Genomic DNA, 25,553 nt, shown 5'->3' with positions numbered 1-25,553 from the left:
TGAATACTGAATACCGCGACTGAATACTGATTTTACTCGCTCAAAGCATCCCATCCGCGTGCTTTTAGCGGGATTTGAGTATTTGCGCGTGTCACCAGATTTATTCCTTCGCTTTCGTCTGCCATGTGACCAATAATAGAGAAATTCGGATTTCCTTTTATCTTATCAAAATCATTGATATCAATAGTAAAAAGCAATTCATAATCCTCACCACCATTAATAGCAACCGTTGTACTGTCGATATTAAACTCTTCGCAAGTCGAAATAAACTGAGGATCTAACGGAAGTTTATCTTCGTATAAATTACAACCCACTTTTGATTGTTTGCATAAATGAATAATTTCAGATGATAATCCGTCAGAAATATCGATCATCGAAGTTGGCTTGATTTCAAGAGCGTGCAATAAAGTACGAACATCTTTTCGTGCTTCAGGTTTTAACTGACGCTCGATTAAATAACTGTACATATCAAGATCAGGCTGGCTGTTTGGGTTGACCTGAAAAACCTGTTTTTCGCGTTCTAAAACCTGTAATCCCATATAAGCAGCACCAACATCTCCTGTTACAACAAGTAAATCGGTTTTTTGCGCACCATTTCTGTATACAATTTCATCTTCATTTGCTTCACCAATAGCAGTAATGCTAATGATTAATCCTTTTTGCGATGAGGTAGTGTCTCCACCAATAACATCAACCTTATATTCTTTTGCAGCGTGTGTAATCCCTTCAAATAATTCTTCTAAGGCTTCTAGTGGGAAACGATTAGAAACGGCCACAGAAACCGTTATTTGCGTTGGTCTCGCATTCATGGCACAGATATCAGAAATATTTACCACAACTGATTTATATCCTAAATGTTTTAAAGGCATATAAGCCAAATCAAAATGCACACCTTCGATCAGTAAATCAGTAGAAACGACTACTTTTTTATCTTTAAAATCAAGAACCGCGGCATCATCGCCTATACTTTTTAAAGTAGATTCCTGAGTAACATCAAAATTTTTGGTTAAATGTTCAATTAAGCCAAATTCACCTAATTGCGCTATACTGGTACGTTGCGGATTTTTATCTTCGATCATTTCTTTTTAAGTTCCAAAGTTTCTAAGGCGCAAAGGTACAAAGGTTTTATCGAACTTAATGTTATATAGTAGATATGTATGTGAAGAAGCGCACAGCAGTGCGTCTCACGCAACGTAACCCCATTTTATTCGCATTACGTTAAACCCGACAAGTTTTAAAATCCCCGATTAATTTTGATCTGGAATTAAATTGACTGGATGCGAGACGCACTGCTGTGCGCCTCTACGGCAGGAAAAAAAATAATTTTAAATATTTTTTTTCCTGCTGACAAACTGTTGTCACCGGCCCTCGATAATTTTGGAGTATTAAAAATAATTAAACTTTAAAATTATGAAAACATTAGCTGCACAAGTAATTACTCCTGAAGATTTGTTGAAACACTGGCAAGGTCACCGCGCACTTACCCGTCGTGTGATTGAATTATTTCCTGAAAAAGATTTCTTTGAATTTTCGATAGGAGGAATGAGAACTTTTTCAAAAATGGCCGACGAACTTTTGGCTATTGCGGTTCCGGGATTAAAAGGAATTGTAACTAAAGAAGTGAAAGCATTTAGCGAAGAAGCATCAGAAAAATTGATCTTTAAAGCACAATATCTTGAAAAATGGGATGAAGCAACCGCAGAAATAAATAAGTATTGGGAGAAATTATCTATCGAAGATTTTAATGAAAACTTCAATCTTTTTGGTCAGTACGAATTTCCGGTGATTCAGAATATATTGTATTTCATTGATAATGAAGTGCACCACCGCGGACAAGGATATGTATATCTAAGAGCTTTAGGAATCGAACCTCCATTTTTCTGGGAAAGACAGTAATATAATCTAGGCGTTTTTAATGAACCAAATCATCTATTATAATTTAAATCAAGCATCATGAGTTTAAAGAAAATAATGGCAAATTATGCAGCCTACAATTTATGGGTAAATCAACAATTTGTAAATTGGCTAACGACAAAATCTGATGAATTGTTGCACAAAGATGTTCCTTCGAGTTACTCGAGCATTATTAAAACATTGAATCATATTTGGGAAACAGAGCAATATTGGTTTTCTATAATAACCGAAACCGCTTTGCCTGAAAGAAATGAAACCACTGATTTAGATAAAAAGGAAATATTTGAAGGTTTGTTAAATACGTCTGCAAAATTAGCGGAGTTTATTTCATCATTATCAGACGAACAATTGTATAAATCGGTTAAAATCGAGAATCCCTGGTTTCAATGTGAGTTACCAATTTCTGATTATCTATTGCAAGTTGTCAATCATGGCACTTACCATCGAGGACAAATTGTAACCATTGGAAGAAATATCGGTATAACCGACGCTTCAAACACAGATTATAATTTTTATAATGTTGTAAAAAATCAACAATAAAATAAAACTCCCCAAGACAAACGTATGATTTATCTTGGGGAGTTTTTTTTATAATAATCGTTCTTTATAGGCTTCAATTAATTCTAATACTCTTGTTTTAAGACTTTCAGGTTCCTGAATTGTGGCATAATCTCCAAACATCATAAACCAACGTGCAAAACCGCTTTGAATATCCCGACACATAAAGGTCATTTCTACTTGTCCGTCTATTTCTTTTTCTGAAACATAACCGTGGTATTTTTTTTCGAAATCTAAATAGCGCATGATTTTTTTATCGACTAAAATTCGAACCTTAATCGTTGGGATTGTTTCATTTTTATTTAAATAGGTTTCTAATGAATCGTGTTCTATTGTAAAATCGCAGTCGGTTTTTTGAATGCCCTGAATTCTGTCTGTTCTAAATTGTCTGTAATCTTTTCGCAAATGACAATATCCCAGAAAGTACCAATTGTTATGATCGTGAAAAACGCCAACAGGTTCGATATTTCTTGTAGTAGGTTCTTCGGCTTCAAGAGTTTTGTAGAATAAAAGAATTTGTTTTTTTTCTGAAATACTTTCAAACAAAACAGCCAAAGTATTAGGCGAATTATCATGAAAAAGTGCTTCCTGATTTTGCATTAAAATTCGTGATTCGATGTTCGAAAGCCAGTCCTTATCCGTGCTTCTTAAAACCGATTTCAATTTATACATTGCCGATGCATAATGAGATCCCAAAGCAGGATCTGTAAATTTCTGCATTAATTTTTCGGCAGCAATAAAACTGCTTACCTCTTCGCGAGTAAACATTACGGGAGGTAATCTATAACCTTCCATCAAAGCATATCCAACTCCAGCCTCGCTGTAAATAGGAACTCCTGATGCTTCGAGAGTTCGAATATCGCGATATATGGTTCTTAAACTCACTTCAAAACGATCTGCTAATTCCTGCGCTTTTACAATTTTTTTAGATTGTAACTGAATCAGAATAGCAATAATACGGTCAAATCGTTTTGGGGCTTCGTCCATTTTTTTCTTTTATAGATACAAAGTTCAAAGATACAAAGGTTCGAAGTTTAGAGAAACAAAAAAGCTGTCCCAATTTGGAACAGCTTTTTTAAAGATTGAATTTGCATCAACCTAGAAAATTTGCATCAACCTAGAATCTGTACAAAAGACCAAATTGTGGCTGATCGAAAATGTTTTCAAATAAATTAATATTTAAATTAAAAGTATCTGATGATGCACCATTTTCAGGAGAAACACTATTATACGCTAACACATTCGCTAATGTAAAAGTTACCGCGATGTTTTTAGTAACAAAATAGTTTAAACCAACAGTAATATCAGCTGTAATACTGTTATCAGTGTCGTCTTCGATTCCTTGAATTTTAGTCTTATTTTGTCCAAACCCTAAACCGGCTTCAGCAAAAGCCTTAAAACGTTTTTTGTCTAATTCTAAAAAGTAGTATCTCGCAAAAGCACCAACTCCGAATACATTGGTTTTTGTTTCAGGAATTGTAGTTTCTACTTTTTCACTGGAATAATTTAATTTTGCTCCCACGGCAAATTTGTCATTTAGTAAATACCCAAATTTTGGACTAAATCCGTAATAATCTGTAGTTCCACCTGTGCTAATTTTTATAGAACCTTCCAGAAACATATCGCCTTTTTCAAAAGTTACTCCTTTTGCCGAGTTCATTTCACTATCAACCTCTTGTTGTTGCGCATTCGCAAATGAGAAAGTTAACATTGATAAAATAACAAAAAATTTAGTTTTCATAATAATTGCTTTTAAAAGTTGTAAGATTAAAATTATGTTTTTCGTTTTAAAACTTTTAGAATTGCAATCAATAGCATTAAAAATGAAGTTATTGAGTTAATAATCCTACTTTTTTATAAGTATTTACTTGTTTAATTGAGGATGAAAATTTAAGTTTTTAAGTATAAAACAATGGATTTGTTGAGGTTCGAACTGTTAAAAAAACAAAAAAACCGATAACTTTTGCTATCGGCTTTATCTGTTTTCTAAATAAAAAATACAAGATATCAGAATTCTAATCGTAGAGACGCACAGCAGTGCGTCTTCGCAATCTATGTCTATTTTCTCGAAAGATTTAATATTAATTGCCGATAAACTTTGCGGGAGACGCACTGCTGTGCGTCTCTACAATTCTTTAGATTGAGAATAGCCGTCGTATTTATAGGTAAATCCTAATCTTTGCAATCAAATATTAAAACAAAAAACCCGACAACTTTCGTCATCGGGTTCAATCTATATTCTATTTTCTTTACTCTTTCTTCTGAAAAAAAATTAATCGTTAAGTTTCAAAACAGCCATAAAAGCTTCCTGAGGAATTTCAACGTTTCCTACTTGTCTCATACGTTTTTTACCTTTTTTCTGTTTTTCAAGAAGTTTACGCTTACGCGAAATATCTCCACCATAACATTTTGCGGTAACGTCTTTACGAAGTGCTTTAATTGTTTCACGAGCAATAATTTTAGCCCCAATTGCAGCCTGAATCGGAATGTCGAATTGTTGTCTTGGGATTAATTCGCGTAATTTCTCGGTCATTTTTTTACCGATGTTGTAAGCGTTGTCTTCGTGAATCAATGCTGAAAGTGCATCAACCGTTTGTGCATTCAAAAGAACATCCAGTTTTACCAATTTTGAAGTTCTCATTCCTATCGGAGAGTAATCAAAAGAAGCATAACCTTTAGAAACTGTTTTCAAACGATCATAAAAATCGAATACAATTTCCGCCAAAGGCATGTCGAAATTCAATTCAACACGTTCTGTAGTCAAATACGTTTGATTCGTAATCTGACCACGTTTTTCGATACATAAACTCATTACGTTTCCTACGAAATCAGCTTTTGTAATGATAGTAGCTTTTATAAATGGTTCTTCAACTCTGTCTAAACGGGAAGGTTCAGGCAAATCAGAAGGGTTGTTTACAATAAATGCAGTTTCAGGATCTTTTTTGGTGTAAGCCAAATACGAAACGTTAGGTACTGTCGTAATTACCGTCATGTCGAACTCACGCTCTAAACGTTCCTGAATAATTTCCATGTGAAGCATTCCTAAGAATCCGCAACGGAAACCAAAACCTAAAGCCGCAGAACTTTCAGGAGTAAAAACAAGCGAAGCATCATTAAGTTGCAATTTCTCCATAGAAGAACGCAAATCTTCGTAATCTTCAGTATCAACTGGATAAATTCCGGCAAATACCATTGGTTTTACATCCTCAAAACCAGTAATCATATTGGTAGTTGGCGTTTTAGCATCCGTTAGAGTATCTCCAACTTTTACCTCTTTCGCTTCTTTAATTCCAGAAATCAAATAACCAACATCTCCGCTGGAAATTACATTTTTAGGAACCTGATTTAATTTTAAAGTTCCAATTTCGTCAGCAAAATATTCATTGCCTGTAGCCATGAATTTAATTTTTTGCCCTTTTTTGATTTCACCGTTTACAACTCTAAAGATTACTTCGATTCCACGAAACGGATTGTAAACCGAGTCAAAAATCAAAGCTTGTAATGGTTCATCAGGATTTCCTTTTGGAGCAGGAATTTTTTCGATAATAGCAGCCAAAATATTTTCGACACCAAAACCGGTTTTTCCGGAAGCATGAATAATATCTTCTAATTTACATCCTAATAAATCGATAATATCATCACTAACTTCTTCAGGATTTGCACTTGGTAAATCTACTTTATTCAAAACCGGAATAATTTCCAGGTCATTTTCTAAAGCAAGATATAAGTTAGAAATCGTTTGTGCCTGAATACTTTGTGCAGCATCCACAATTAAAAGTGCCCCTTCACAAGCGGCAATAGATCGTGAAACTTCGTATGAAAAGTCAACGTGACCAGGAGTATCAATAAGATTTAAAATATATTCTTCTCCCTTATAGGTATATTCCATCTGAATGGCGTGACTCTTAATGGTGATTCCACGCTCACGTTCCAGGTCCATGTTGTCAAGCAATTGAGCTTTTTCTTCACGAGCTGTAACGGTTTGTGTAGCGCCCAATAAGCGGTCTGCCAATGTACTTTTACCGTGGTCAATGTGTGCAATAATGCAAAAGTTACGTATCTTCTTCATTTTAATATTTCAATTCTCTAAACGAGTTTTAAGTAATTTTCAGGGTATAAATTTGCGCTGTAGCAATTGCTGTAGAGCGTGTTATTAAGCCGCAAAGATAGCGCAAAGTTTTGGATTCTGGAATGTACTTGTCCGATTTTGAGTTTTGAAGCCTGAAAGCCGTTTTTTAAGAGATAAAATTATGCTAATTCCTTCATAATCAATTATACCTTAGTACTCAAAAATGTAAGGATAATCTTTTTTTCTGACCTCTTAGGAAAACATCCTTGCTGAAAAAATATCATAATTAGCTTTTGTTTGAAAAAACTGTATTTTTTGTACGAATAATTGTCGTTTCGTGAAATATGATTATACTTGTAGTCTTTTTGACTATAATAAAAAATCATATTGTAGTTAAGATTTTTGAGGTTATTTTTTATGAAAAATCTGTGCGCAGGATTTTATTGTAAAAAACACCTCAGGAAAGAGTGTTTATTTTTTACTAATAATTAAATCAAACAAATTATGAAAAAACAAACCATGCAGCTTGCTGAAAAATTTGGCAGGCTTACTAAAGATGAAATGAAAAACATCACGGGCGGTGCCTTAGGAACAATTTGTGGTGCCAGACCCGTACCAACCTCAATTTGTGCCAGCGGAATGGGAGTCGCAGCCAACTCCGGAACAGAAGATCCTACTAAATATCCGGGTATTGTGGGAGGTTATTGCAATGTGATATTTTTATGTATCTAGAATAATAAAAAATGCCTGAAGATTTCCTTCAGGCATTTGTATTAAAACTCAAAACTGAAACCTTTTTCAGTAAGTTTTTTATAAGTATCAGCATCGAATTTGTACAATTTAGCGGCTCTGTGCGATACGGCTTTTTGTTTTTCATCGAGTTCAACAAGTAATTTCATATGTAAAATCTTTCTGCGGAAATTAGATTTATCTAATTCGATTCCTAAAATCTCTTCGTACAAATGCATTAACTGCAACAATGTAAATTTTTCCGGTAAAAGATTAAAACCAATCGGAGCCTGACGAACGCGATTGCGCAGCTGCATCAAACTAAAATTTAGAATTTCGTTATGATCAAAAATCAACTCCGGGATCTTATTAATTTTATACCACTTAGCTTCAATAACAGATAAACTGGCTTTGATATTATAATCTTCACGATTGACCAAAGTATAATAACCAATAGTTACTACGCGTCTTTGTGGTACACGGGCAGGATTGGTAAAAGCTTTTAATTGCTCTAAATAAATGTTATCAAGACTCGTAAGTTCATATACGATTCGGTGCGCTGCATCATCAGCACTTTCTTCCCTCTTCATGTATCCGCCCAGAAGTCCCCATTTTCCTATGCTTTCTCCTTCAGCGTGTTGTACCAACAGTACTTCAAGACTTGCTTTATTAAATCCAAAAATAACGCAGTCAATTGTCATTCCGTCTATTTCCGGAGTAGTGGTTTTATTCGTAGGATCTGGATTATTTTTAGAAGATGGAAAAGTCATTTGCTAATATTGTCGATAGTATTAAAATTCAAAATTGAATCCTTTTTCGGTGAGTTTGTTGTAAATCTCCGGATCAAATTTATACAATTTAGCAGCTCTATGCGAAACATCCTGTTGTTTTTCATCTAATGCAACCAATAATTTCATGTGAAGAATCTTTCTTCTAAAATTAGATTTATCCATTTCGATCCCCAGAATCTCTTCATATAGATGCATTAATTGCAATAAAGTAAATTTTTCAGGCAAAAGGTTAAATCCAAGCGGTGCCTGGCGTACCCTGTTTTGAAGATGTTTTAAACTATAAGCAAGAATTTCGTTATGATCGTAAATCAAATCCGGAATACTATTGATCTTATACCATTTAGCATCAGATGCCGTAAAACCGGCTTTAATATTGTAATCTTCTCGTTTTACCAAAGCATAATAACCTATAGTAATAACGCGTCGAAGCGGAAAACGATCCGGATCTCCAAAAGCTTTTAATTGCTCTAAGTAAATGTTATCCAGTCCCGTAAGTTCGTTCAATAAACGATGTGCAGCATTGTCAGTACTTTCTTTTTTATAAATCCATCCTCCCGGAAGTCCCCATTTTCCTTTGCTAATACCCTCTCCGTGTTGTACCAATAGTACTTCTAGACTCCCTTTATCAAATCCAAATATGACACAGTCAATCGTGATCGCATTCATTGCGGTTGGTTCACTTTTTAAAGCTGAATCGTCGGCTACATTTTTGACCATATGCTACTTAAATTTTAAACAAATTAAATAAATAAAATGAATAGTTGCTTTTATAAAACCTTTATATTTTTTTTAACGAAATAATTTTCTGACAATCAAGTGTTTGTGATTCGTCAGAAAATGCCATTCTAAAATTATAATTCCTAAACGGCTGATTGTCAAATCGCTAATTCGTTATTTTTTTGATATTTTTTTATTCTATTTAACCCAATATTTTATTGTATTCACAAAAATGAGGATCCAATTATCAGAATTGAAAAAATATAACCCTAATATTTTGTTAATATAGAAAAAATGTTTTACACTTGTAGTCAAATTAACCATAAGATAAGTTCAGTTTGACTATAAGTTTAAAAAGGACAAATCTATAACTAACTTAAAATACCACCAAATGTTTTTTTTAGGAATTGATTTAGGAAGCTCTTCGATAAAATTATCAGTTTTCGATCCAGAAAAAGGAACGACCATTGGAGCCGTTAGCGTTCCTGATTTTGAAATGCCAATTATTGCCCAACAGTTTGGCTGGGCAGAACAAGATCCTGAATCATGGTGGCAATTTGTAAAAGACGGAATTCAGCATTTAGGCACAAAATCTAATATGGATTTAAAGAAAATTGCAGGAATAGGCATCGCTTATCAAATGCACGGTTTGGTTTTGACCGATGAAAATCTGAATCCTGTTCGTTCGTCGATTATTTGGTGTGACAGTCGTGCAGCCATTATTGGAGATGAAATTTACAATCAGATTGGAGCCGAAAATTGTCAAAAGCAAATTTTAGGAAGTCCGGGAAATTTTACCGCTTCAAAACTAAAATGGGTAAAAGACAATCAGCCTGAAGTTTTTGCAAAAGCAAAATACATGATGCTTCCGGGTGATTTTATTGCTGCGAAATTATCGAAAGTGGCTCAAATTAGTACTTCGGGATTATCAGAAGCAGCTTTATGGAATTTCTCAGAAGGAAAACTGGCAACCGAAATCCTTTCTCAAATGGGATTATCATCTGAGATTGTTCCTGAGATTGTTTCGAATTTTGGCATTCAGGCAACTATTCACCCCGAAATAGCACAAGAATTAGGATTAAATCCTGATGCTAAAATAACCTACAGAGCCGGAGATCAGCCCAACAATGCATTATCATTGAATGTTTTAAAACCCGGAGAAATCGCTACAACAGCCGGAACCTCAGCAGTTGTATACGCCGTAAGTGATCAGGATGCTTACGACAAACAGAACAGAATCAATACTTTTTTACATGTTAATAATACTGAAGCAGAAAAACGCAACGGAGTGATGTTGTGCATAAACGGTTCTGGAATTTTGTACCAATGGTTACGCAAAATCATGTCGGTTGACAGAACTGAATTAATTGCCTACGAAAAACTAAATGCCGAAGCTGCAAAAGTAGATGCCGGAAGTAACGGACTTCGTTTTTATCCTTTCGGAAATGGTGTAGAAAGAATCTTCAATAATAAAAATGCGACTTCAGGTATTCAGAACTTAAACTTCAATATTCATCATCCATCACATTTGGTGCGCGCCGCCTGCGAAGGAATTGTGTTCGCCATGAATTACGGTTTTGATGTGATGAAAGAAACAGGAGTTTCAGGAACTGTGGTTCGTGCCGGAAATTCAAACTTGTTTTTGAGCCCGGTTTTTAGAGAAATCTTCACCAATACTACACAGACTACTTTAGAATTATACAATACATCCGGAGCCGAAGGTGCTGCAAGAGGCGCTGCTTTTGGTTACGGCTATTACAATTCGCTCGACGAAGCTTTTCAGGGATTGCAATGTTTAGACCGAATTGAACCTAATAAAATCCTGACGACTCAATATCAGGATTTGTATCAAGAATGGAAAAATCAAATTAAAATACAATAATAATGAGCACAACCAATCAATATTTTAAAAACATAGACACGATTAAATTCGAAGGCAAAGAAAGTGATAACCCATTAGCGTTTAAATGGTACGATGAAAATCGTGTCGTTGCAGGAAAAACATTAAAAGAGCATTTACGCTTTTCGATGGCATACTGGCATACGCTATGTAACACAGGAGGAGATCCGTTTGGAGCTTCGACTGAAACTTTTTCTTGGGATAAAAATGAAAATGTAATCTTAAGAGCCAAAGACAAAATGGATGCGGCTTTTGAATTCATGACAAAATTAGGTTTGCCTTATTATTGTTTTCATGATGTTGATGTTGTAGATGATGCGCCAACATTAGCAGAATTTGAAACTCGTATTCAGACAATGGTTGAATATGCCAAACAAAAACAACAAGAATCAGGTATCAAATTGTTGTGGGGAACTTCAAACTTATTCAGCAATCCTCGCTATATGAATGGTGCTGCAACAAATCCAAATTTTGATGTTTTGGCTTATGCAGGTGCTCAGGCAAAAATCGCAATTGATGCTACTATAGCTTTAGGTGGTGAAAATTATGTTTTCTGGGGAGGACGTGAAGGATACATGAGTTTGCTCAACACAGACATGAAAAGAGAATTAGATCACTTAGGCAGATTCTTAAATACTTGTAAAGATTATGCTCGTAAAGAAGGTTTTAAAGGAAACTTCCTGATCGAACCAAAACCAATGGAACCAACAAAACATCAATATGATTATGATGCTGCGACTTCATTAGGATTCATTAATAAATACGGACTTCAAAATGATTTCAAATTAAATCTTGAAGTAAACCACGCAACACTTGCCGGACATTCTTTTGAACATGAATTGCAAGTTGCCGTTGATGCAGGAATGTTAGGTAGTATTGATGCCAATCGTGGTGATTACCAAAACGGTTGGGATACAGATCAGTTTCCAATAAATCTTCAGGAAGTTACTCAGGCAATGTTAGTGATACTTGAAGGTGGAGGAATTCAGGGTGGCGGAGTAAACTTTGATGCGAAAGTGAGAAGAAATTCAATCGATTTAGAAGATAAATTCATCGCACACATTTCAGGAATGGATGTTTTTGCAAGAGGATTAATCTGCGCAGATCACATACTTCAAAATACAGATTACAGAAAATTACGCACGCAGCGTTACAGTTCATTTGACGGAGGAAACGGAGCAAAGTTCGAAAACGGAGAATTATCTCTTGAAGATCTTAGCAAAATTGCACGTGCAAGTGGAGAACCTCAACCATTAAGTGGAAGACAGGAATTATTCGAACAAATTATTTCGAATGCTTACTAACGACTAAAAATTACTAACTATAATTTAAACCAATTCTTAACTATTATGAAAAGCAAACATTGTATTAAAACAACACCGCTCTCGTTTTGTATGGCGCTGTTGCTTAGTGTATTTATGATGCAGTCCGGTTTTGCCCAGGAGCAATCCCAGTTTGTAACCGGAAATGTAAAATCAGGAGATGATGGTATGAGCGTTCCGGGTGCTACGGTCGCTATCGAAGGTACCAAGACCGCTACATCAACAGATTTTGATGGAAATTTTAAATTAGAAGCCAAAGCTGGCAACGTAATCGTAATCAGTTTTATGGGATTTAAAACACAACGTATTACCGTTGGAACTCAAAAAACGCTTGCTATTACTTTACAAACAGAAGCGGCAGATCTTAAAGAAGTTGTCGTTATTGGGTACGGTTCACAAAAGAAAACACTTGTAACTAATGCTGTTACTCAGGTTAGCGGAGAAAATCTTGCCAAAACCAATACAACAAATGCGCTACAGGCACTTCAGGGTCAGGCAGCGGGTATCCAGATTACTTCTACTTCAGGTCAGCCGGGAGAAGGACTAAATGTGGTGATTAGAGGTGTTGGTTCAACAGCAGGAAGCAGTCCGTTATATGTTGTAGACGGCATACTTACTAGTGATATTTCGTATTTAAGCAACTCAGATATCGAATCTATTTCTGTATTAAAAGATGCTGCGTCTGCTGCCATTTATGGTTCGCAAGCTTCTAATGGAGTTGTATTGGTAACAACCAAAAAAGGAAAAAGAGGTTCTTCAGGACAAGTTACTTTTGACCAATATTACGGAGTACAATCAGTATCCAGAAAAGTAGATTTATTAGATGCAACTGAATATGCGACTATATTAAATGAGTCAAGAGTAAATTCTGGCAATACTCCTTATTTTACCAATGCTCAAATTGCTGCAATGGGAAAAGGAACAAACTGGATGGATAAAATGTTAGTAGATAATGCAGCAACTAAAAACTTTTCTTTTGGTGTTTCCGGTGGTTCAGATAATTCTGTTTACTCATCATCTTTGTCTTATTTAGGACAAGAGGGAGTTGTAGGAGGTAAAGATTTATCGAACTATGAGCGTTATAATTTCCGATTCAATTCAGAACATAAATTATACAAAGATGTATTGACTTTTGGTCAGAACTTAAGTTTTGCTTACATCAATAAAAACGGAATTGGAGTTGGAAATCAGTACAATAATTCTTTAAGAAGTGCTTATCAGGTAACACCATTATTACCAATGTACGATGCAAACGGGAACTATTATGATAGCAGCAAAAACAGCGAACCTTGGTTGGCGGGGCAGGCAAATCCTTATGCATTAATGGAGTACAATAATCAAAATGAAAATAATAACCAAAAATTACTTGGTAATGTTTATTTGCAAATTGAGCCAATAAAAAACTTAACATTCAAAACTACTTTAGGCCTTGATTATTATGCAGGCGAAGGACATTCATATTCTCCTAAATATCAATTGTCGATTTATGCAAACAGTGCTTTTGATAAAGTAAATCAAAACATGAACAAAGGTAAAACACTTACCTGGGATAACTTATTGACGTATAAATTTAATGTTGCCGAAACGCATCATTTTGAAGCAATGGTGGGTACATCGTCTATTAATTTTGATGGAACGAGTATATCGGCTACAAATGCAGATTCATTTTTTGATGATTTAGAACATGCGTGGTTAGACAATACAACAAATAAAGACGGAGCTAAGATATCATTAAATGGTATCAAACAACAAACCAAAAGAATGTCTTATTTTGGTAGGTTAAATTATAACTTTAAAGAAACTTATTTATTAAATGCCACTTTTAGAGTTGATGGATCATCTATTTTTTCTAAAGAAAATGAGTGGGGCTATTTCCCATCTGTTTCAGCAGGTTGGATTGTATCAAACGAAGAATTTTTAAGAGATTCAAAAGTGATCAATTTTCTTAAGCTAAGAGCATCTTGGGGACAAGTTGGGAATCAGAATGCAAGAGCTTTTCAATACTTATCTCCAATAAAAGTTAATAATACCAATTATACTTTTGGAGACGAAGAAGGAGTTCTTACTCCGGGAGCTTACCCGAACAGATTGTCTAATCTGGATTTAAAATGGGAAACTTCAGAACAAATTGACCTTGGTCTGGATGCAAGATTTTTAGACAATGCATTAAATCTTACGGTTGATTTTTATAAGAAAACCAATAAAGACTGGTTAATCTTAGCGCCAGTTGTAGCAATTAAAGGCGCAGATGCACCATTTAAAAATGGAGGAGATGTGGTAAATAAAGGGGTTGAGGTAAGTTTAAGTTACCAAAACAGTATTGGAGATTTTAAATACAGTGTGAGTGCCAATGGTGCTTACAACAAAAACACTGTAGGTGAGATACCTGCAGACGGTGGAATAATTCACGGTTTGCCTAATGAACTTTATGATAATTCAACTGAATTTTACAGAGCACAAAACGGATATCCGTTAGGCTATTTTTGGGGATATAAAACCGGTGGTGTTTTCCAGAATCAGGCACAAATCGACAATTATAAATCAGCAAATGGTGTAGTATTACAGCCAACTGCAGCTCCTGGTGATGTTATTTATGTAAATACCAATGGAGATGATAAAATTGACTCAACGGATAAAACCAATATCGGAAATCCTAATCCTGACTTTACTTACGGATTCTCTTTATCAGCCAGTTACAAAGCTTTTGACTTTTCACTTTTAGCAAATGGAGTAGCAGGAAACCAAATTGTACAATCGTATAGAAATCAATCTAATGCTTTCGGAAATTATACTTCTGCCATATTAGATCGTTGGCATGGAGAAGGATCTTCTAACACAGTACCAAGAGTAACAGAAGACAATAGAAACTTCACACAATTTTCGGATTTATATGTACAGAATGGTGATTTCTTAAGAATCAGCACGGTAACATTAGGATTTGATTTGGCAAAAATGAAACAATCGAAACCATTTTTTGCCAGCCAGTTTAGAGTTTACTTTTCAGTATTAAACCTTTACACTTTCACGAAATACAATGGTATGGACCCTGAAATTGGATTTGGTTCTTCAAACGATGACCAAAAGTTCTCATCAGGTGTAGATGTAGGATACTACCCAAGACCAAGAACATTCATGTTAGGATTAAATGTTAAACTTTAATAAATAAAAAGATGAAAAATACATATTTATATATTTTCTGTTTGAGTTTATTGTCTTTGGGTTCTTGTAGCTTAGAAACAGAGCCTTTGACTCCAATAGATACAAGTTTTTACAAAACCAAAGACGATGCTTATACAGCATTAGTAGGTTGTTATGATGGAATGCAGGTGGCAACTGGCGGGGCAGGAATGGGAATTCCTGTAATTAGCGAAATAATGTCAGACAATTGTTTTGGAGGAACCGGAAATTCAGATGGTTACAATTATGCCGCTATCGACGAATTTGATATTTCACGATCTCCTGGAGATACTGATTTACTAAATTCAAACTGGATCGCTTATTACAAAGCAATTTACCGTTGTAATATGTTATTGTCTAAAATGGATCAGATCGAATGGCAGGGAGATATTGCCTTAAGAAACACCTACGAATCTGAAACTAGATTTATAAGAGCATACATTTATTTTGAAATGACCCGTTTATGGGGAAGTGTGCCTTTAGTGACAACTCCGGCAGCTGAAGATGAAGCTCAGGCCACTCCAGAAGCAATTTATAAAGTAATAGCAGATGATTTAGTATTTGCATCAAACAATTTGCCTACAGAAGCCTATAATGCGAAACCAAACGGACGTATTACAAAATGGGCAGCAAAATCTTTACTAGGGCGTGTTTATTTATACTACACAGGATATTACGGAAAACCTGACCTGGTTGGTGTAGTAAATAAAACTCAGGCTTTAGGACATTTAGAAGATGTTATTTCTTCTAGCGGACATGGTTTAGTAGCTGATTTTTCTACTCTATGGCCAGCGGCTTCAGTAGATAAATATGCAGGAGAAGGCAATAGAGAATTTGTATTTTCAATAAAATACACTTACACAAGTGACTATAACGGAAATACAGATAGTAACCAATGGATGGTAATGTTTGGTATGAGAGAATTTTCATCTTATCCTTATGGCCGTGGTTGGGGAGTTACTGTAAATTCTAAATTATGGAATGCTTACAGCCCAACAGATACAAGACGTACTGCAAGTATCATTGGAGTTGATGAAGAAAAGATACCATTTGATAAAAAAAATAGCCAAAGAGAATACACAGGATATTACAACAAAAAATATTCTCCAATGGTCAATAAAGATGGAGTAGATCTTCCGATTGCTATGGGAAGCCAGTTTTGGGACATCAGTCAATTTCAGGATTACGTTGTGTTAAGATACTCAGACGTTTTATTAATGGCTGCAGAATTAGGAAGTGGAAATGCTCAACGTTACTTTGATGAAGTAAGAGAAAGAGCTTACAAAGAAAATTTTGTTTCATTGCCGGTAAATGCTGATAATATTTTGAACGAGAGACGTCTGGAGTTTGCTCTTGAAGGAGTAAGATACTATGATTTATTACGTCAGGGAATTGGAAAAGCATCTTCAAGTATTGCAGAAACTACAACATTATTAAATGGTGGAGTTCCTACAACAAAAACAATTTCGGCAGGTAAAATTCAGGAAACAAAAGGACTGATCCAAATTCCGAATACTCAGATTACATTATCAGGAGGACTTTTGAAACAAAATGCTGGTTGGTAATTTTAACTAAAAAATCAAAGAAATGAAAAATATTAAAGTATTAATTACATCATTTTTGATATTGGCACTAATGCTCGTATCATCTTGTTCTCCAGATACCTATTCTCTGGATGAGCCAATGAATAAATCAGATATACATTATGACATTACTCAGGATTTAGTTGCAGATCCCGGAGGGAATACAGTACTATTAAAAAACACAACTCCAGGAGTTATCTTAAACTGGGATTATGTTACAGGAAAATCAAATAAAGCGGAACAAAAAGTACAATATGCTTTTAAAGGAACTTATACCATTAAGATTTCTGCAGTAACAGATGGTGGTATTGTCGAGTTAGACCCGGTAACTATTACAGTAAGTCAAGACAACTTAAACTATGTTAATGATCCTTTATGGACTGCATTATCAGGCGGAGTTGGACACAAAAAATCATGGGTAGCTGACAACGGTAAATACGGATTAGCTCCGGGAGCAATGTCTTATGCAGATCCTAATACAGTGGTAGAATGGAATAAATTTTCTCCAAACTGGGAACCTACAGGAAATGCAAATTCAAGTACAGATGCAGATATGCATTGGGGAAGATACATGACTTTCAGCCTTGACGGAGGACCTTTTATGACCGTTCATGAAGCTAACGGAACAAGTATCGAAAGCGGAGCATATTTCTTAGATGTTAATGCTCATACCTTGACTACAACCGGAGCTACAATTTTAAGACCGGATAATTATATTGCAAATGCAAGTAACTGGACTAGTGAAATAAAAGTATTAACACTTACAGAGAATCAGTTGCGAATTGCGATTAAGAGAACCAATAGCGAAGGACCTTGGTGGTACATCTGGAATTTCGTTTCTAAGGAATATGCAGAAAACTACGTTCCTCCAGTTACAGTGCCAGTTTTTGATGAAGGTTTCAACCCAACTTTTGCTCCTGGAGAATTGGTAACCATGCTAACAGGTGGTGCTGGTGCAGGTAGAGTTTGGAAACTGGATGCAGCAGGAAATCCGGTAGACTGGGTAGGTAAAGGTATAGGATGGACTAAAGGACCTAACGATTCTTACAACTGGGGATGGAATGATGATTGGGCAGCTGTTGCAGCTAATTCTTGGATACGTTTTGATCAGTGGGGCGGTAAATTAAACTATACCCGCAGCCAAAACGGAGTTGTAACTACCGGAATCTTTACTATAAATGCAGCAACCAACGAGATTAATTTAGGAACAGATACACTGCTTCAAAATTCAACAAGCTGGATGAACCCAACTACAAATGTTATTAAAGTAGTGAAAGCATACAATAAAGATTTTCTTCAAAAAGGTATTTGGTTAGGAACATCTTATGATGCAACCAAAGATGAGTGGTTTGTTTTCCATTACATCATTCCTTAAATAATTGTGGCTTTTTAAAAACTAAAAGCCAGATTGTTTAAAAGTATAAAACAACCGGTAGGGGATTTACAGAGTCGCCTATCGGTATGTTTATATTTGTTTTTAAATATTAAAAAATCCTTTCAAAATGAAGAATAAAAGAAAATACTTCAATAATGGATTACCATTATTAATGCTAATCGGAATTATCTTGTTGGGCTCTTGCAGCAAAAAAGAGGATGCTTTTGCAAACAGAAAAGTTTCTTTTAATTCAGATTGGAGTTTTCATTTAAATGATAGCATACAAGACAAAGATACCATTGGAACTTCCACCAAATGGAGAACTTTAAACGTTCCTCATGATTGGAGTATCGAAGGAAATTTTGATGAAAAAAGTCCTGCCGGATACGGAGGCGGAGCATTAAACGGAGGTTTGGGCTGGTATAAAAAAACATTCAAAGTTGCTGCTGCAGATAGCAGTAAAGTAATATCCATTATTTTTGATGGCGTTTACAAAGACAGCGAAGTCTGGATAAACGGACATTATTTAGGAAAACGTCCAAACGGATACATAGGTTTTCAATATGACATGTCACCGTATTTAAATTACGGAGACAAAAACAACGATATCATTGTAAAGGTTGACAATTCAAAACAACCCAATTCACGTTGGTATTCAGGATCAGGAATTTTTAGAAATGTCTGGATCGAAACCACAGATAAACTACACGTTGCACAATGGGGAACTTATGTGACAACACCAAAAGTTACTGCCGAAAAAGCTTCGGTAAGTTTTGAAACTACCATTCAAAACCAAAACACCGCTTCAAAAAAAGCAACAGTAACCACTACTATTTTTAAAGAAGATACCAAAGTAACATCCGTTACTCAAAATATAACGATTGGTGCAAATGCCAATCAAACTATCAAACAAGAAACTCAGGTCGAAAAACCAATTTTATGGTCGGTCGAAAAACCTGAATTGTATACAGCCGTTACAGAAATTTCAGTTGACAATAAAATTGTAGATCAATATAAAACCAATTTCGGAATCAGAGATTTTAAGTTCGATCTTGATAAAGGTTTTATTTTGAACGGAAAACAAGTCAAAATAAAAGGTGTTTGTTTACATCATGATTTGGGTCCGTTGGGTGCTGCAATTAATACGCGCGCCATCGAACGTCAGTTAGAAATCATGAAAGAGATGGGCGTAAACGGAATCAGAACTTCTCATAATCCACCCGCTCCCGAACTTTTAGATTTATGCGATAAAATGGGTTTCATTGTCATGGATGAAGCTTTCGATATGTGGAAACAAACTAAAACCAAATATGATTACGGAAACGATTGGGACAAATGGCACAAAAAAGATCTGATAGATCAATTGCTTCGCGACCGTAACCATCCAAGTATTTTTGTCTGGAGTATTGGTAATGAAATCCCGGAACAATGGAATGAAAATGGTGTGGCTATAGCCAAAGAATTAGCGGCAATAACGCGTCAATACGATAAAACACGTCCGTTGACAGCTGCGATGAATCCGCCGGTAAATATGAATATTGATGCCGTAACATTACAATTTGAGAAAAAAAATGTATCAATTAATCCACTTGCCGCATCTGGTGTTTTAGATTTAATTGGTTACAATTATGCACATCAAACCTATGAACATCATCAAAAAAACTTCCCAAATACACCATTCATTGCAACCGAAACGACTTCGGGATTACAAACAAGAGGTTATTATGACGCTGTTTCAGACACCATAAAAAAATGGCCAGTTAGCTGGGATAAAAAATTTACCGGAGGAAATCCGGGTAATACCGTTTCTGCTTACGATCAGGTACAAACGCCTTGGGGTTCTACGCACGAAGCCACCTGGAAAGTAGTAAAAAAACACGATTTCCTTTCGGGAATGTACATCTGGACAGGTTTCGATTATATCGGAGAACCAACTCCGTATGAATGGCCGTCGATCAGTTCTTATTTCGGAATTGTCGATTTAGCCGGTTTCCCAAAAGACGTTTATTATATGTACCAAAGCGAATGGACAGACAAAACGGTGCTGCATATTTTTCCGCATTGGAATTGGAAAGCAGGACAAACCGTAGATGTTTGGGCATATTACAATAAAGCAGATGAGGTTGAACTTTTCCTTAACGGAAAATCAGTTGGAGTTCGCAGTAAAAAAGGAGATGATTTACACGTCATGTGGAGAATTCCTTTTCAACCCGGAACACTAAAAGCAATCTCTCGTAAAAACGGAAAAACAGTTCTGGAAACCGAAATCAAAACAGCCGGAAATCCTGAGAATTTAAAACTGACAGCAGACAGAAGTAACATCAAAGCCGATGGAAATGATTTGTCATTTGTAACTGTAGATATTCTCGATGCAAAAGGTACTTTGGCTCCAAATGCCAATAACGAAATCAACTTTTCATTAAAAGGAAACGGAAAAATTGTAGGCGTTTGCAGTGGAGATCCTGTAAGTCACGAATCGTACAAAGGTTCAAAACACACAGCGCTTAACGGAAAATGCTTAGTTATTGTTCAGTCTGATACTAAAACAGGAAGATTAGAATTAACTGCTAAAGCAAATGGACTAAAACCAGCCACAATTGTAATTACAGCAGAATAAAAGACTATTAATAAAACTAAATAACCACACAATGAAAAAAATACAGATAGCTTCTTTATCTCTATTCATGGGTTTTGGATTGTTGCTTTCGCCAAAAGCATCGGCACAAATTCAGAACGCAGATGTGCTAAATGCTCCGATAGATATCAGCAAGGATTTTCAGAATTATCTGAACACCTTTTATTTTGCTGATGAATTAACAGCTTTTGATCCTGCAACAGGAAAAGGAACCATAAAATATCTGAGATACAATTATAAAACGCGTCAGGCTTTCAACAATATGATGATGAAACCCGATGTTGTCGAAGCAAACGAATTTCCAACCACAGAATATCAGGCTTCACCGGAATTACCTTTCCAAATTCAGTTTGTTTCAGATAGAACCATTAGAATAAAAACTACTTCTGGACCACAATTTCACCCTGAAAAAGAATCTTTAATGTTGATTAACGGCGTTGCGCCCAATCATCCTGAATTATGGAAATATGCTAAAATTGAAGGCGGTCACAGTTATACCAGCAAACACGGAAAAGTAGAAATTTTGACCAAACCCTGGCACGTAAAAATCTATGATGAAACAGGAAAATTGCTGACAAGTACACTTCACGATTCCGATTTCAAAAACACCTATACACCAACACTTCCGTTTTCGTATGTGCGCAGAAACAGCGATTATTCAAGAAGTATGGGAGCGGCTTTTAGTTTAGAACCAGACGAAAAAATATTTGGTTGTGGAGAATCATTCACACAATTCAACAAACGCGGACAAAAAGTAGTTTTATGGGCAGATGATGCGAACGGAATTCAGAACGAAACCATGTACAAACCCGTTCCTTTCTACATGAGTAGTCGCGGATATGGAGTTTTCATGCATCATTCCACACCAATTACAGTTGACTTTGGGAGATATTATTCAAGTGCCAACGAAATGTATATTGGCGATGACGAAGCCGATTTGTTTTTCTTTATAGGAGAACCAAAAGACATTTTAGATCAATACACAGATTTAACCGGAAAAGCAGCAATGCCACCACTTTGGTCATTTGGTTTCTGGATGAGCCGAATCACGTATTTCTCTGAAAAAGAAGGAAGAGATGTAGCAAGAGATTTACGTAAATATAAAATTCCAACTGATGTAATTCATTTCGATACAGGTTGGTTTGATGTAGATTGGAGAAACAATTACGAGTTTGCAAAAGCACGTTTCCCTGATGCAGAAAAAATGATGACCGATTTAAAGAAAGATGGTTTTCAGGTTTGTTTATGGCAATTGCCTTATTTCTCACCAAAAAATACGTTGTTTAATGAAATCATGGATAAGAATTTAGCCGTAAGAGATCGAAAAGGAAATCTTCCGTACGAAGATGCAGTCTTAGATTTCTCAAATCCGGAAACCGTAACCTGGTATCAGGCAAAACTGAAACATTTATTTGATCAGGGAGTGGCAGTTTTTAAAGTAGATTTTGGAGAAGCAGCACCGCCAGACGGAATTTACCATTCAGGAAGAACAGGTTTTTACGAACACAATTTATATCCGTTACGATACAATAAGGCTGTCGCCGAAATTACTCAAAAAGAAAAAGGATACACTTTAATCTGGGCAAGAAGTACCTGGGCAGGATCACAACGTTACCCGTTACATTGGGGTGGAGACGCTGAAACTACAAACGGAGCAATGTCAGCAGAATTACGTGGCGGACTTTCATTAGGATTAAGCGGATTTAGTTTTTGGAGTCATGACGTAGGAGGATTTGCAACAAAATCACCAGAGAATTTATACAGAAGATGGGCACCTTTCGGAATGTTTACCTCACACGTAAGAAGTCACGGAGAACCTCCGCGTGAACCTTGGTTGTACAGCAAAGATTTCCTTGAAGGATTCAGAAAAGCCGATAATATGCGTTACGAATTAATGCCATATATCTACGCTCAGGCAAAAGAAAGTTCACAAAAAGGATTGCCAATGATGCGTGCTTTATTTGTAGAATATCCAAATGATCCGGGAGCCTGGTTAGTAGACAACGAATATTTATTTGGATCAAGTATGTTGGTTGCACCACTTTTTGAAGAAGTGACAGAAAGAGACGTTTACCTTCCGGAAGGAACATGGATTGATTACCAAACCAAAAAAGTATACCAATCTGGCTGGCATAAAATCAAAGCTGGCGAAGTACCAATTGTAGTTTTAGTAAAAGACGGAACAGCTTTGCCCCACATCGCTTTAGCACAATCTACAAAAGACATGGATTGGAGTAAATTGACACTTAAAGTTTATGCAAGTGACAAAACCACATCGGCCACAGCCAAAGTATTTTTACCGGACGGCGATGCAGTACAAGAAATTAAAGTTACAAAATCCGGAAACAATTTTGACATAACATCAAACCCATTACAAGGAAAAACAACTCTTAAAACAGAGTGGATAAAATAAAGAAATATATGCCACAGATTGCACAGATTAAAAGGATTAAAAATTGAGAATTAAAAATTACAAATCCGCTCAATCTGCCAAATCTGAGTGAAAAAATAAGCACAGAGAAAAAAGAAATCATTTTAATCTGTGCAATCTGTGGCAAAAAAAAATAATTCGAGAAAATTTGTGCAATTAGTGGCAAAAAATCTGCATAAAAAATAAATCCCAAAAGGATAAAAATAAGTTTTTGTTGAGTTTCTAAATCGGGCGAAAGCCTTGCCAACGCCCGATTTACTAAAAATGAATTAAGAAAAATATCATGAAAAATTACCTCATTCTTCCCGCCTTATTACTTTCAGTTTCGATTGGATACAGTCAGAAAAGCAAAAATGCTTACGAACTGGCATCACCAAACGGACAAAACAAAATTAAATTTGAGTTAGTAAAAAATGCTCCAAAGTACGCCGTTTCACACGGAAAAACCGAAGTCATTACACCATCAGATTTAGGATTTTTATTAAAAGGAAATGAAGATTTCAGTTCTAATTTCGAAATTAAAAATGTAAAAAAATCAACCTTCGATGAAACCTGGGAACAAGTTTGGGGAGAAAAGAAAAACATTAGAAACCATTACAATCAGCTTTCTGTAGAATTACAGCAAAAAACAGGAAACAAACGTAAATTAGAAATTCAGTTTCGTGCTTTCGATGACGGAGTGGCTTTTAGATATGTATATCCAAAACAAAATGTAAAAGACAGTATTTTCATTATGGATGAAAAAACAACTTTTAACCTGAAAGAAGATGGAAAAGCATGGTGGATTCCGGCCAACCGAGAAAACCGTGACGAATATTTATTTGAAAAAGCTCCGGTTAGTAAACTCGATACCGTTTTAACGCCCTTAACAATAGAAAGTAAAAGCGGATTAGCATTAAGTTTTCACGAAGCAAACCTTATTGATTATGCGAGTACAACCTTGGTAAACAATGTAGGAACACAATTAAAAACAGATCTTGTGCCTTGGTCAGATGGCGTAAAAGTTCGTGTAAAAGATACCTTCACTTCTTCGTGGAGAACCATTCAAATTGGCGAAAAACCAACAGATTTAATTACATCCTATTTAATACTAAATCTGAACGAACCTAATAAATTAAAAAATACAGACAGTTATTTCAAACCATACAAATATCTTGGAATTTGGTGGGGAATGCATATCGGGAAATATACTTTTTGGGAAAGTGACAAACAAGGTGCTACCACAAAACACGCCGAAGAATATATAGATTTTACGGCAAAAGAAGGATTTCATCATTTATTGATCGAAGGATGGAATAAAGGCTGGACACCAGGCTGGTATGAAAACCGTATGCACATGTTTAGTTTTACTAAGAATGCAGACAATTTCGACTTAGAAAAAGTAGTAGAATATGCAAAGAAAAAAGATATCGAATTAATTGGCTATCACGAGACAGGTTCAAACCTTATTAATTACTTAAAACAAGTTGATGAAGGTTTTGCTTTGTACAAAAAACTTGGAATTCACACCGTAAAAATTGGTCACGTAGGTTCTAAATTAAACATGAAAGAAATGCACTTCGGACAATTTGGAGTGAATTATTTCAGATACATTTTAGAAAAAGCCGCACAATACGATTTAGCCGTTTTATACCACGAGTCGATAAAAGATACCGGAGAACGCAGAACTTTCCCCAACATGGTTTCGAGAGAAGCAGCCCGCGGACAAGAATATAATGCGTGGAGCGAAGGAAATCCGCCAAATCATTTAAGCATAATTCCGTTTACAAGATTACTTTCAGGACCGATGGATTTTACACCTGGAATTTTTGATGTTGAGGTAAAACAAGGATATCCCGGAAAAAGAATTCAGGGAACAGTGGGGCAGCAATTGGCGATTTATGTTACAACCTATTCTCCAATTCAAATGTTGGCAGATCTTCCTGAAAATTACGAAGGAAAACCAGCATTACAATTCTTGAAAGATGTACCAACAGACTGGGAAGACACAAAAGTATTGAACGGAGAAATTGGTCAATACATTACAACAGTTCGTAAAGACAGAAACAGCGCCGATTGGTTTTTAGGAAGTATTACAAATGAAAACCCAAGAGAGCTTGAAATTTCATTATCGTTTTTAGATAAAAATGCCAGTTACGAAGCACAAATTTATGCTGATGCCGCAGGAACAGATCAAAAACACAATCCTGAAGCCGTAGCAATTTCTAAGAAAACGGTAAAAGCTTCAGATTCAATGAAATTGCATTTAGGCGGTGCAGGAGGAACAGCGATTAGATTTAAAAAACTATAAGCTATAGACATTTCAAACCCGAAAGGTTTTTAAAATCTGTCGGGTTTAATAACGTTACTATT

General features: G+C 35.6%; 17 protein-coding genes. 11 read left to right on the top strand and 6 right to left on the bottom strand.

Annotation, left to right across the window (positions count from 1 at the left end; genetic code table 11):
* Window positions 1-32 precede the first annotated feature (32 nt).
* A complete protein-coding gene (gene thiL, locus L0669_RS04030) occupies window positions 33-1,079 on the bottom strand; it encodes a thiamine-phosphate kinase (protein ID WP_263761493.1) in 1,047 nt (348 codons plus the stop codon).
* A gap of 331 nt (window positions 1,080-1,410) precedes the next feature.
* Between thiL and L0669_RS04025 the strand changes: the two genes are divergently transcribed.
* A complete protein-coding gene (locus L0669_RS04025) occupies window positions 1,411-1,896 on the top strand; it encodes a DinB family protein (protein ID WP_173970591.1) in 486 nt (161 codons plus the stop codon).
* Window positions 1,897-1,953: 57 nt separating this feature from the next.
* Window positions 1,954-2,454: a DinB family protein gene (locus L0669_RS04020; protein ID WP_263761491.1), complete on the top strand. Its 501-nt coding sequence runs from the start codon at window positions 1,954-1,956 to the stop codon at window positions 2,452-2,454.
* Window positions 2,455-2,502: 48 nt separating this feature from the next.
* Here the strand turns inward: L0669_RS04020 and L0669_RS04015 are convergent, their stop codons facing one another.
* From L0669_RS04015 to lepA, 3 genes are all read right to left on the bottom strand, one after another.
* Window positions 2,503-3,459, bottom strand: coding sequence for a helix-turn-helix transcriptional regulator (locus L0669_RS04015; RefSeq protein WP_263761489.1), 957 nt, complete (start codon window positions 3,457-3,459; stop codon window positions 2,503-2,505).
* 130 nt (window positions 3,460-3,589) lie between these two features.
* Window positions 3,590-4,213: an outer membrane beta-barrel protein gene (locus L0669_RS04010; protein WP_173970594.1), complete on the bottom strand. Its 624-nt coding sequence runs from the start codon at window positions 4,211-4,213 to the stop codon at window positions 3,590-3,592.
* Between the two features lie 531 nt (window positions 4,214-4,744).
* Window positions 4,745-6,541: a translation elongation factor 4 gene (lepA, locus tag L0669_RS04005; RefSeq protein WP_173968583.1), complete on the bottom strand. Its 1,797-nt coding sequence runs from the start codon at window positions 6,539-6,541 to the stop codon at window positions 4,745-4,747.
* Between the two features lie 504 nt (window positions 6,542-7,045).
* Between lepA and L0669_RS04000 the strand changes: the two genes are divergently transcribed.
* Window positions 7,046-7,273, top strand: coding sequence for a hypothetical protein (locus L0669_RS04000; RefSeq protein WP_173968585.1), 228 nt, complete (start codon window positions 7,046-7,048; stop codon window positions 7,271-7,273).
* A gap of 41 nt (window positions 7,274-7,314) precedes the next feature.
* On the opposite strand, the gene L0669_RS03995 is transcribed toward L0669_RS04000, so the two are convergent.
* Complete coding sequence (locus L0669_RS03995) at window positions 7,315-8,040, bottom strand: NUDIX hydrolase (protein WP_173968587.1); 726 nt, start codon at window positions 8,038-8,040, stop codon at window positions 7,315-7,317.
* A gap of 21 nt (window positions 8,041-8,061) precedes the next feature.
* Window positions 8,062-8,778 carry an NUDIX hydrolase gene (locus tag L0669_RS03990; protein WP_173968588.1) on the bottom strand — a complete coding sequence of 239 codons (717 nt, stop codon included), beginning with the start codon at window positions 8,776-8,778 and terminating at the stop codon, window positions 8,062-8,064.
* Window positions 8,779-9,169: 391 nt separating this feature from the next.
* Here L0669_RS03990 and L0669_RS03985 point away from each other — a divergent pair, with 391 nt between their 5' ends.
* The 8 genes from L0669_RS03985 to L0669_RS03950 all read left to right on the top strand — a co-directional run bounded on the left by L0669_RS03985 (window position 9,170) and on the right by L0669_RS03950 (window position 25,491).
* Window positions 9,170-10,660, top strand: a complete 1,491-nt coding sequence (locus L0669_RS03985; RefSeq protein ID WP_263761487.1) for a xylulokinase — start codon at window positions 9,170-9,172, stop codon at window positions 10,658-10,660.
* Window positions 10,661-10,662: 2 nt separating this feature from the next.
* Window positions 10,663-11,982, top strand: coding sequence for a xylose isomerase (gene xylA, locus L0669_RS03980; protein WP_263761485.1), 1,320 nt, complete (start codon window positions 10,663-10,665; stop codon window positions 11,980-11,982).
* A gap of 45 nt (window positions 11,983-12,027) precedes the next feature.
* Window positions 12,028-15,159 (top strand): SusC/RagA family TonB-linked outer membrane protein, encoded by a 3,132-nt coding sequence (locus tag L0669_RS03975; protein ID WP_263761483.1) that lies wholly within the window; start codon window positions 12,028-12,030, stop codon window positions 15,157-15,159.
* An 11-nt stretch (window positions 15,160-15,170) separates the two neighbouring features.
* Window positions 15,171-16,742 carry a RagB/SusD family nutrient uptake outer membrane protein gene (locus L0669_RS03970; protein WP_263761481.1) on the top strand — a complete coding sequence of 524 codons (1,572 nt, stop codon included), beginning with the start codon at window positions 15,171-15,173 and terminating at the stop codon, window positions 16,740-16,742.
* 22 nt (window positions 16,743-16,764) lie between these two features.
* Window positions 16,765-18,135 carry a hypothetical protein gene (locus L0669_RS03965; RefSeq protein WP_263761479.1) on the top strand — a complete coding sequence of 457 codons (1,371 nt, stop codon included), beginning with the start codon at window positions 16,765-16,767 and terminating at the stop codon, window positions 18,133-18,135.
* 127 nt (window positions 18,136-18,262) lie between these two features.
* A complete protein-coding gene (gene galB / locus L0669_RS03960) occupies window positions 18,263-20,752 on the top strand; it encodes a beta-galactosidase GalB (RefSeq protein ID WP_263761477.1) in 2,490 nt (829 codons plus the stop codon).
* 31 nt (window positions 20,753-20,783) lie between these two features.
* Window positions 20,784-23,183, top strand: coding sequence for a glycoside hydrolase family 31 protein (locus L0669_RS03955; protein WP_263761475.1), 2,400 nt, complete (start codon window positions 20,784-20,786; stop codon window positions 23,181-23,183).
* 301 nt (window positions 23,184-23,484) lie between these two features.
* Complete coding sequence (locus L0669_RS03950) at window positions 23,485-25,491, top strand: glycoside hydrolase family 97 protein (RefSeq protein WP_263761473.1); 2,007 nt, start codon at window positions 23,485-23,487, stop codon at window positions 25,489-25,491.
* Window positions 25,492-25,553: the final 62 nt, after the last annotated feature.

Origin of the sequence: Flavobacterium bizetiae, from assembly GCF_024271895.1 — a bacterium.
GTDB classification, from domain to species: domain Bacteria; phylum Bacteroidota; class Bacteroidia; order Flavobacteriales; family Flavobacteriaceae; genus Flavobacterium; species Flavobacterium bizetiae.
Note: the sequence above shows the minus strand (reverse complement) of the source record. Positions and strands in the feature narration are given on the sequence as shown.

What these genes read in the sequence shown, in the direction of transcription:
- thiL (WP_263761493.1), bottom strand. Translation starts at nt 1,079, where the DNA reads ATGATCGAAGATAAAAATCCGCAACGTACCAGTATAGCGCAATTAGGT.
- L0669_RS04025 (WP_173970591.1), top strand. Translation starts at nt 1,411, where the DNA reads ATGAAAACATTAGCTGCACAAGTAATTACTCCTGAAGATTTGTTGAAA.
- L0669_RS04020 (WP_263761491.1), top strand. Translation starts at nt 1,954, where the DNA reads ATGAGTTTAAAGAAAATAATGGCAAATTATGCAGCCTACAATTTATGG.
- L0669_RS04015 (WP_263761489.1), bottom strand. Translation starts at nt 3,459, where the DNA reads ATGGACGAAGCCCCAAAACGATTTGACCGTATTATTGCTATTCTGATT.
- L0669_RS04010 (WP_173970594.1), bottom strand. Translation starts at nt 4,213, where the DNA reads ATGAAAACTAAATTTTTTGTTATTTTATCAATGTTAACTTTCTCATTT.
- lepA (WP_173968583.1), bottom strand. Translation starts at nt 6,541, where the DNA reads ATGAAGAAGATACGTAACTTTTGCATTATTGCACACATTGACCACGGT.
- L0669_RS04000 (WP_173968585.1), top strand. Translation starts at nt 7,046, where the DNA reads ATGAAAAAACAAACCATGCAGCTTGCTGAAAAATTTGGCAGGCTTACT.
- L0669_RS03995 (WP_173968587.1), bottom strand. Translation starts at nt 8,040, where the DNA reads ATGACTTTTCCATCTTCTAAAAATAATCCAGATCCTACGAATAAAACC.
- L0669_RS03990 (WP_173968588.1), bottom strand. Translation starts at nt 8,778, where the DNA reads ATGGTCAAAAATGTAGCCGACGATTCAGCTTTAAAAAGTGAACCAACC.
- L0669_RS03985 (WP_263761487.1), top strand. Translation starts at nt 9,170, where the DNA reads ATGTTTTTTTTAGGAATTGATTTAGGAAGCTCTTCGATAAAATTATCA.
- xylA (WP_263761485.1), top strand. Translation starts at nt 10,663, where the DNA reads ATGAGCACAACCAATCAATATTTTAAAAACATAGACACGATTAAATTC.
- L0669_RS03975 (WP_263761483.1), top strand. Translation starts at nt 12,028, where the DNA reads ATGAAAAGCAAACATTGTATTAAAACAACACCGCTCTCGTTTTGTATG.
- L0669_RS03970 (WP_263761481.1), top strand. Translation starts at nt 15,171, where the DNA reads ATGAAAAATACATATTTATATATTTTCTGTTTGAGTTTATTGTCTTTG.
- L0669_RS03965 (WP_263761479.1), top strand. Translation starts at nt 16,765, where the DNA reads ATGAAAAATATTAAAGTATTAATTACATCATTTTTGATATTGGCACTA.
- galB (WP_263761477.1), top strand. Translation starts at nt 18,263, where the DNA reads ATGAAGAATAAAAGAAAATACTTCAATAATGGATTACCATTATTAATG.
- L0669_RS03955 (WP_263761475.1), top strand. Translation starts at nt 20,784, where the DNA reads ATGAAAAAAATACAGATAGCTTCTTTATCTCTATTCATGGGTTTTGGA.
- L0669_RS03950 (WP_263761473.1), top strand. Translation starts at nt 23,485, where the DNA reads ATGAAAAATTACCTCATTCTTCCCGCCTTATTACTTTCAGTTTCGATT.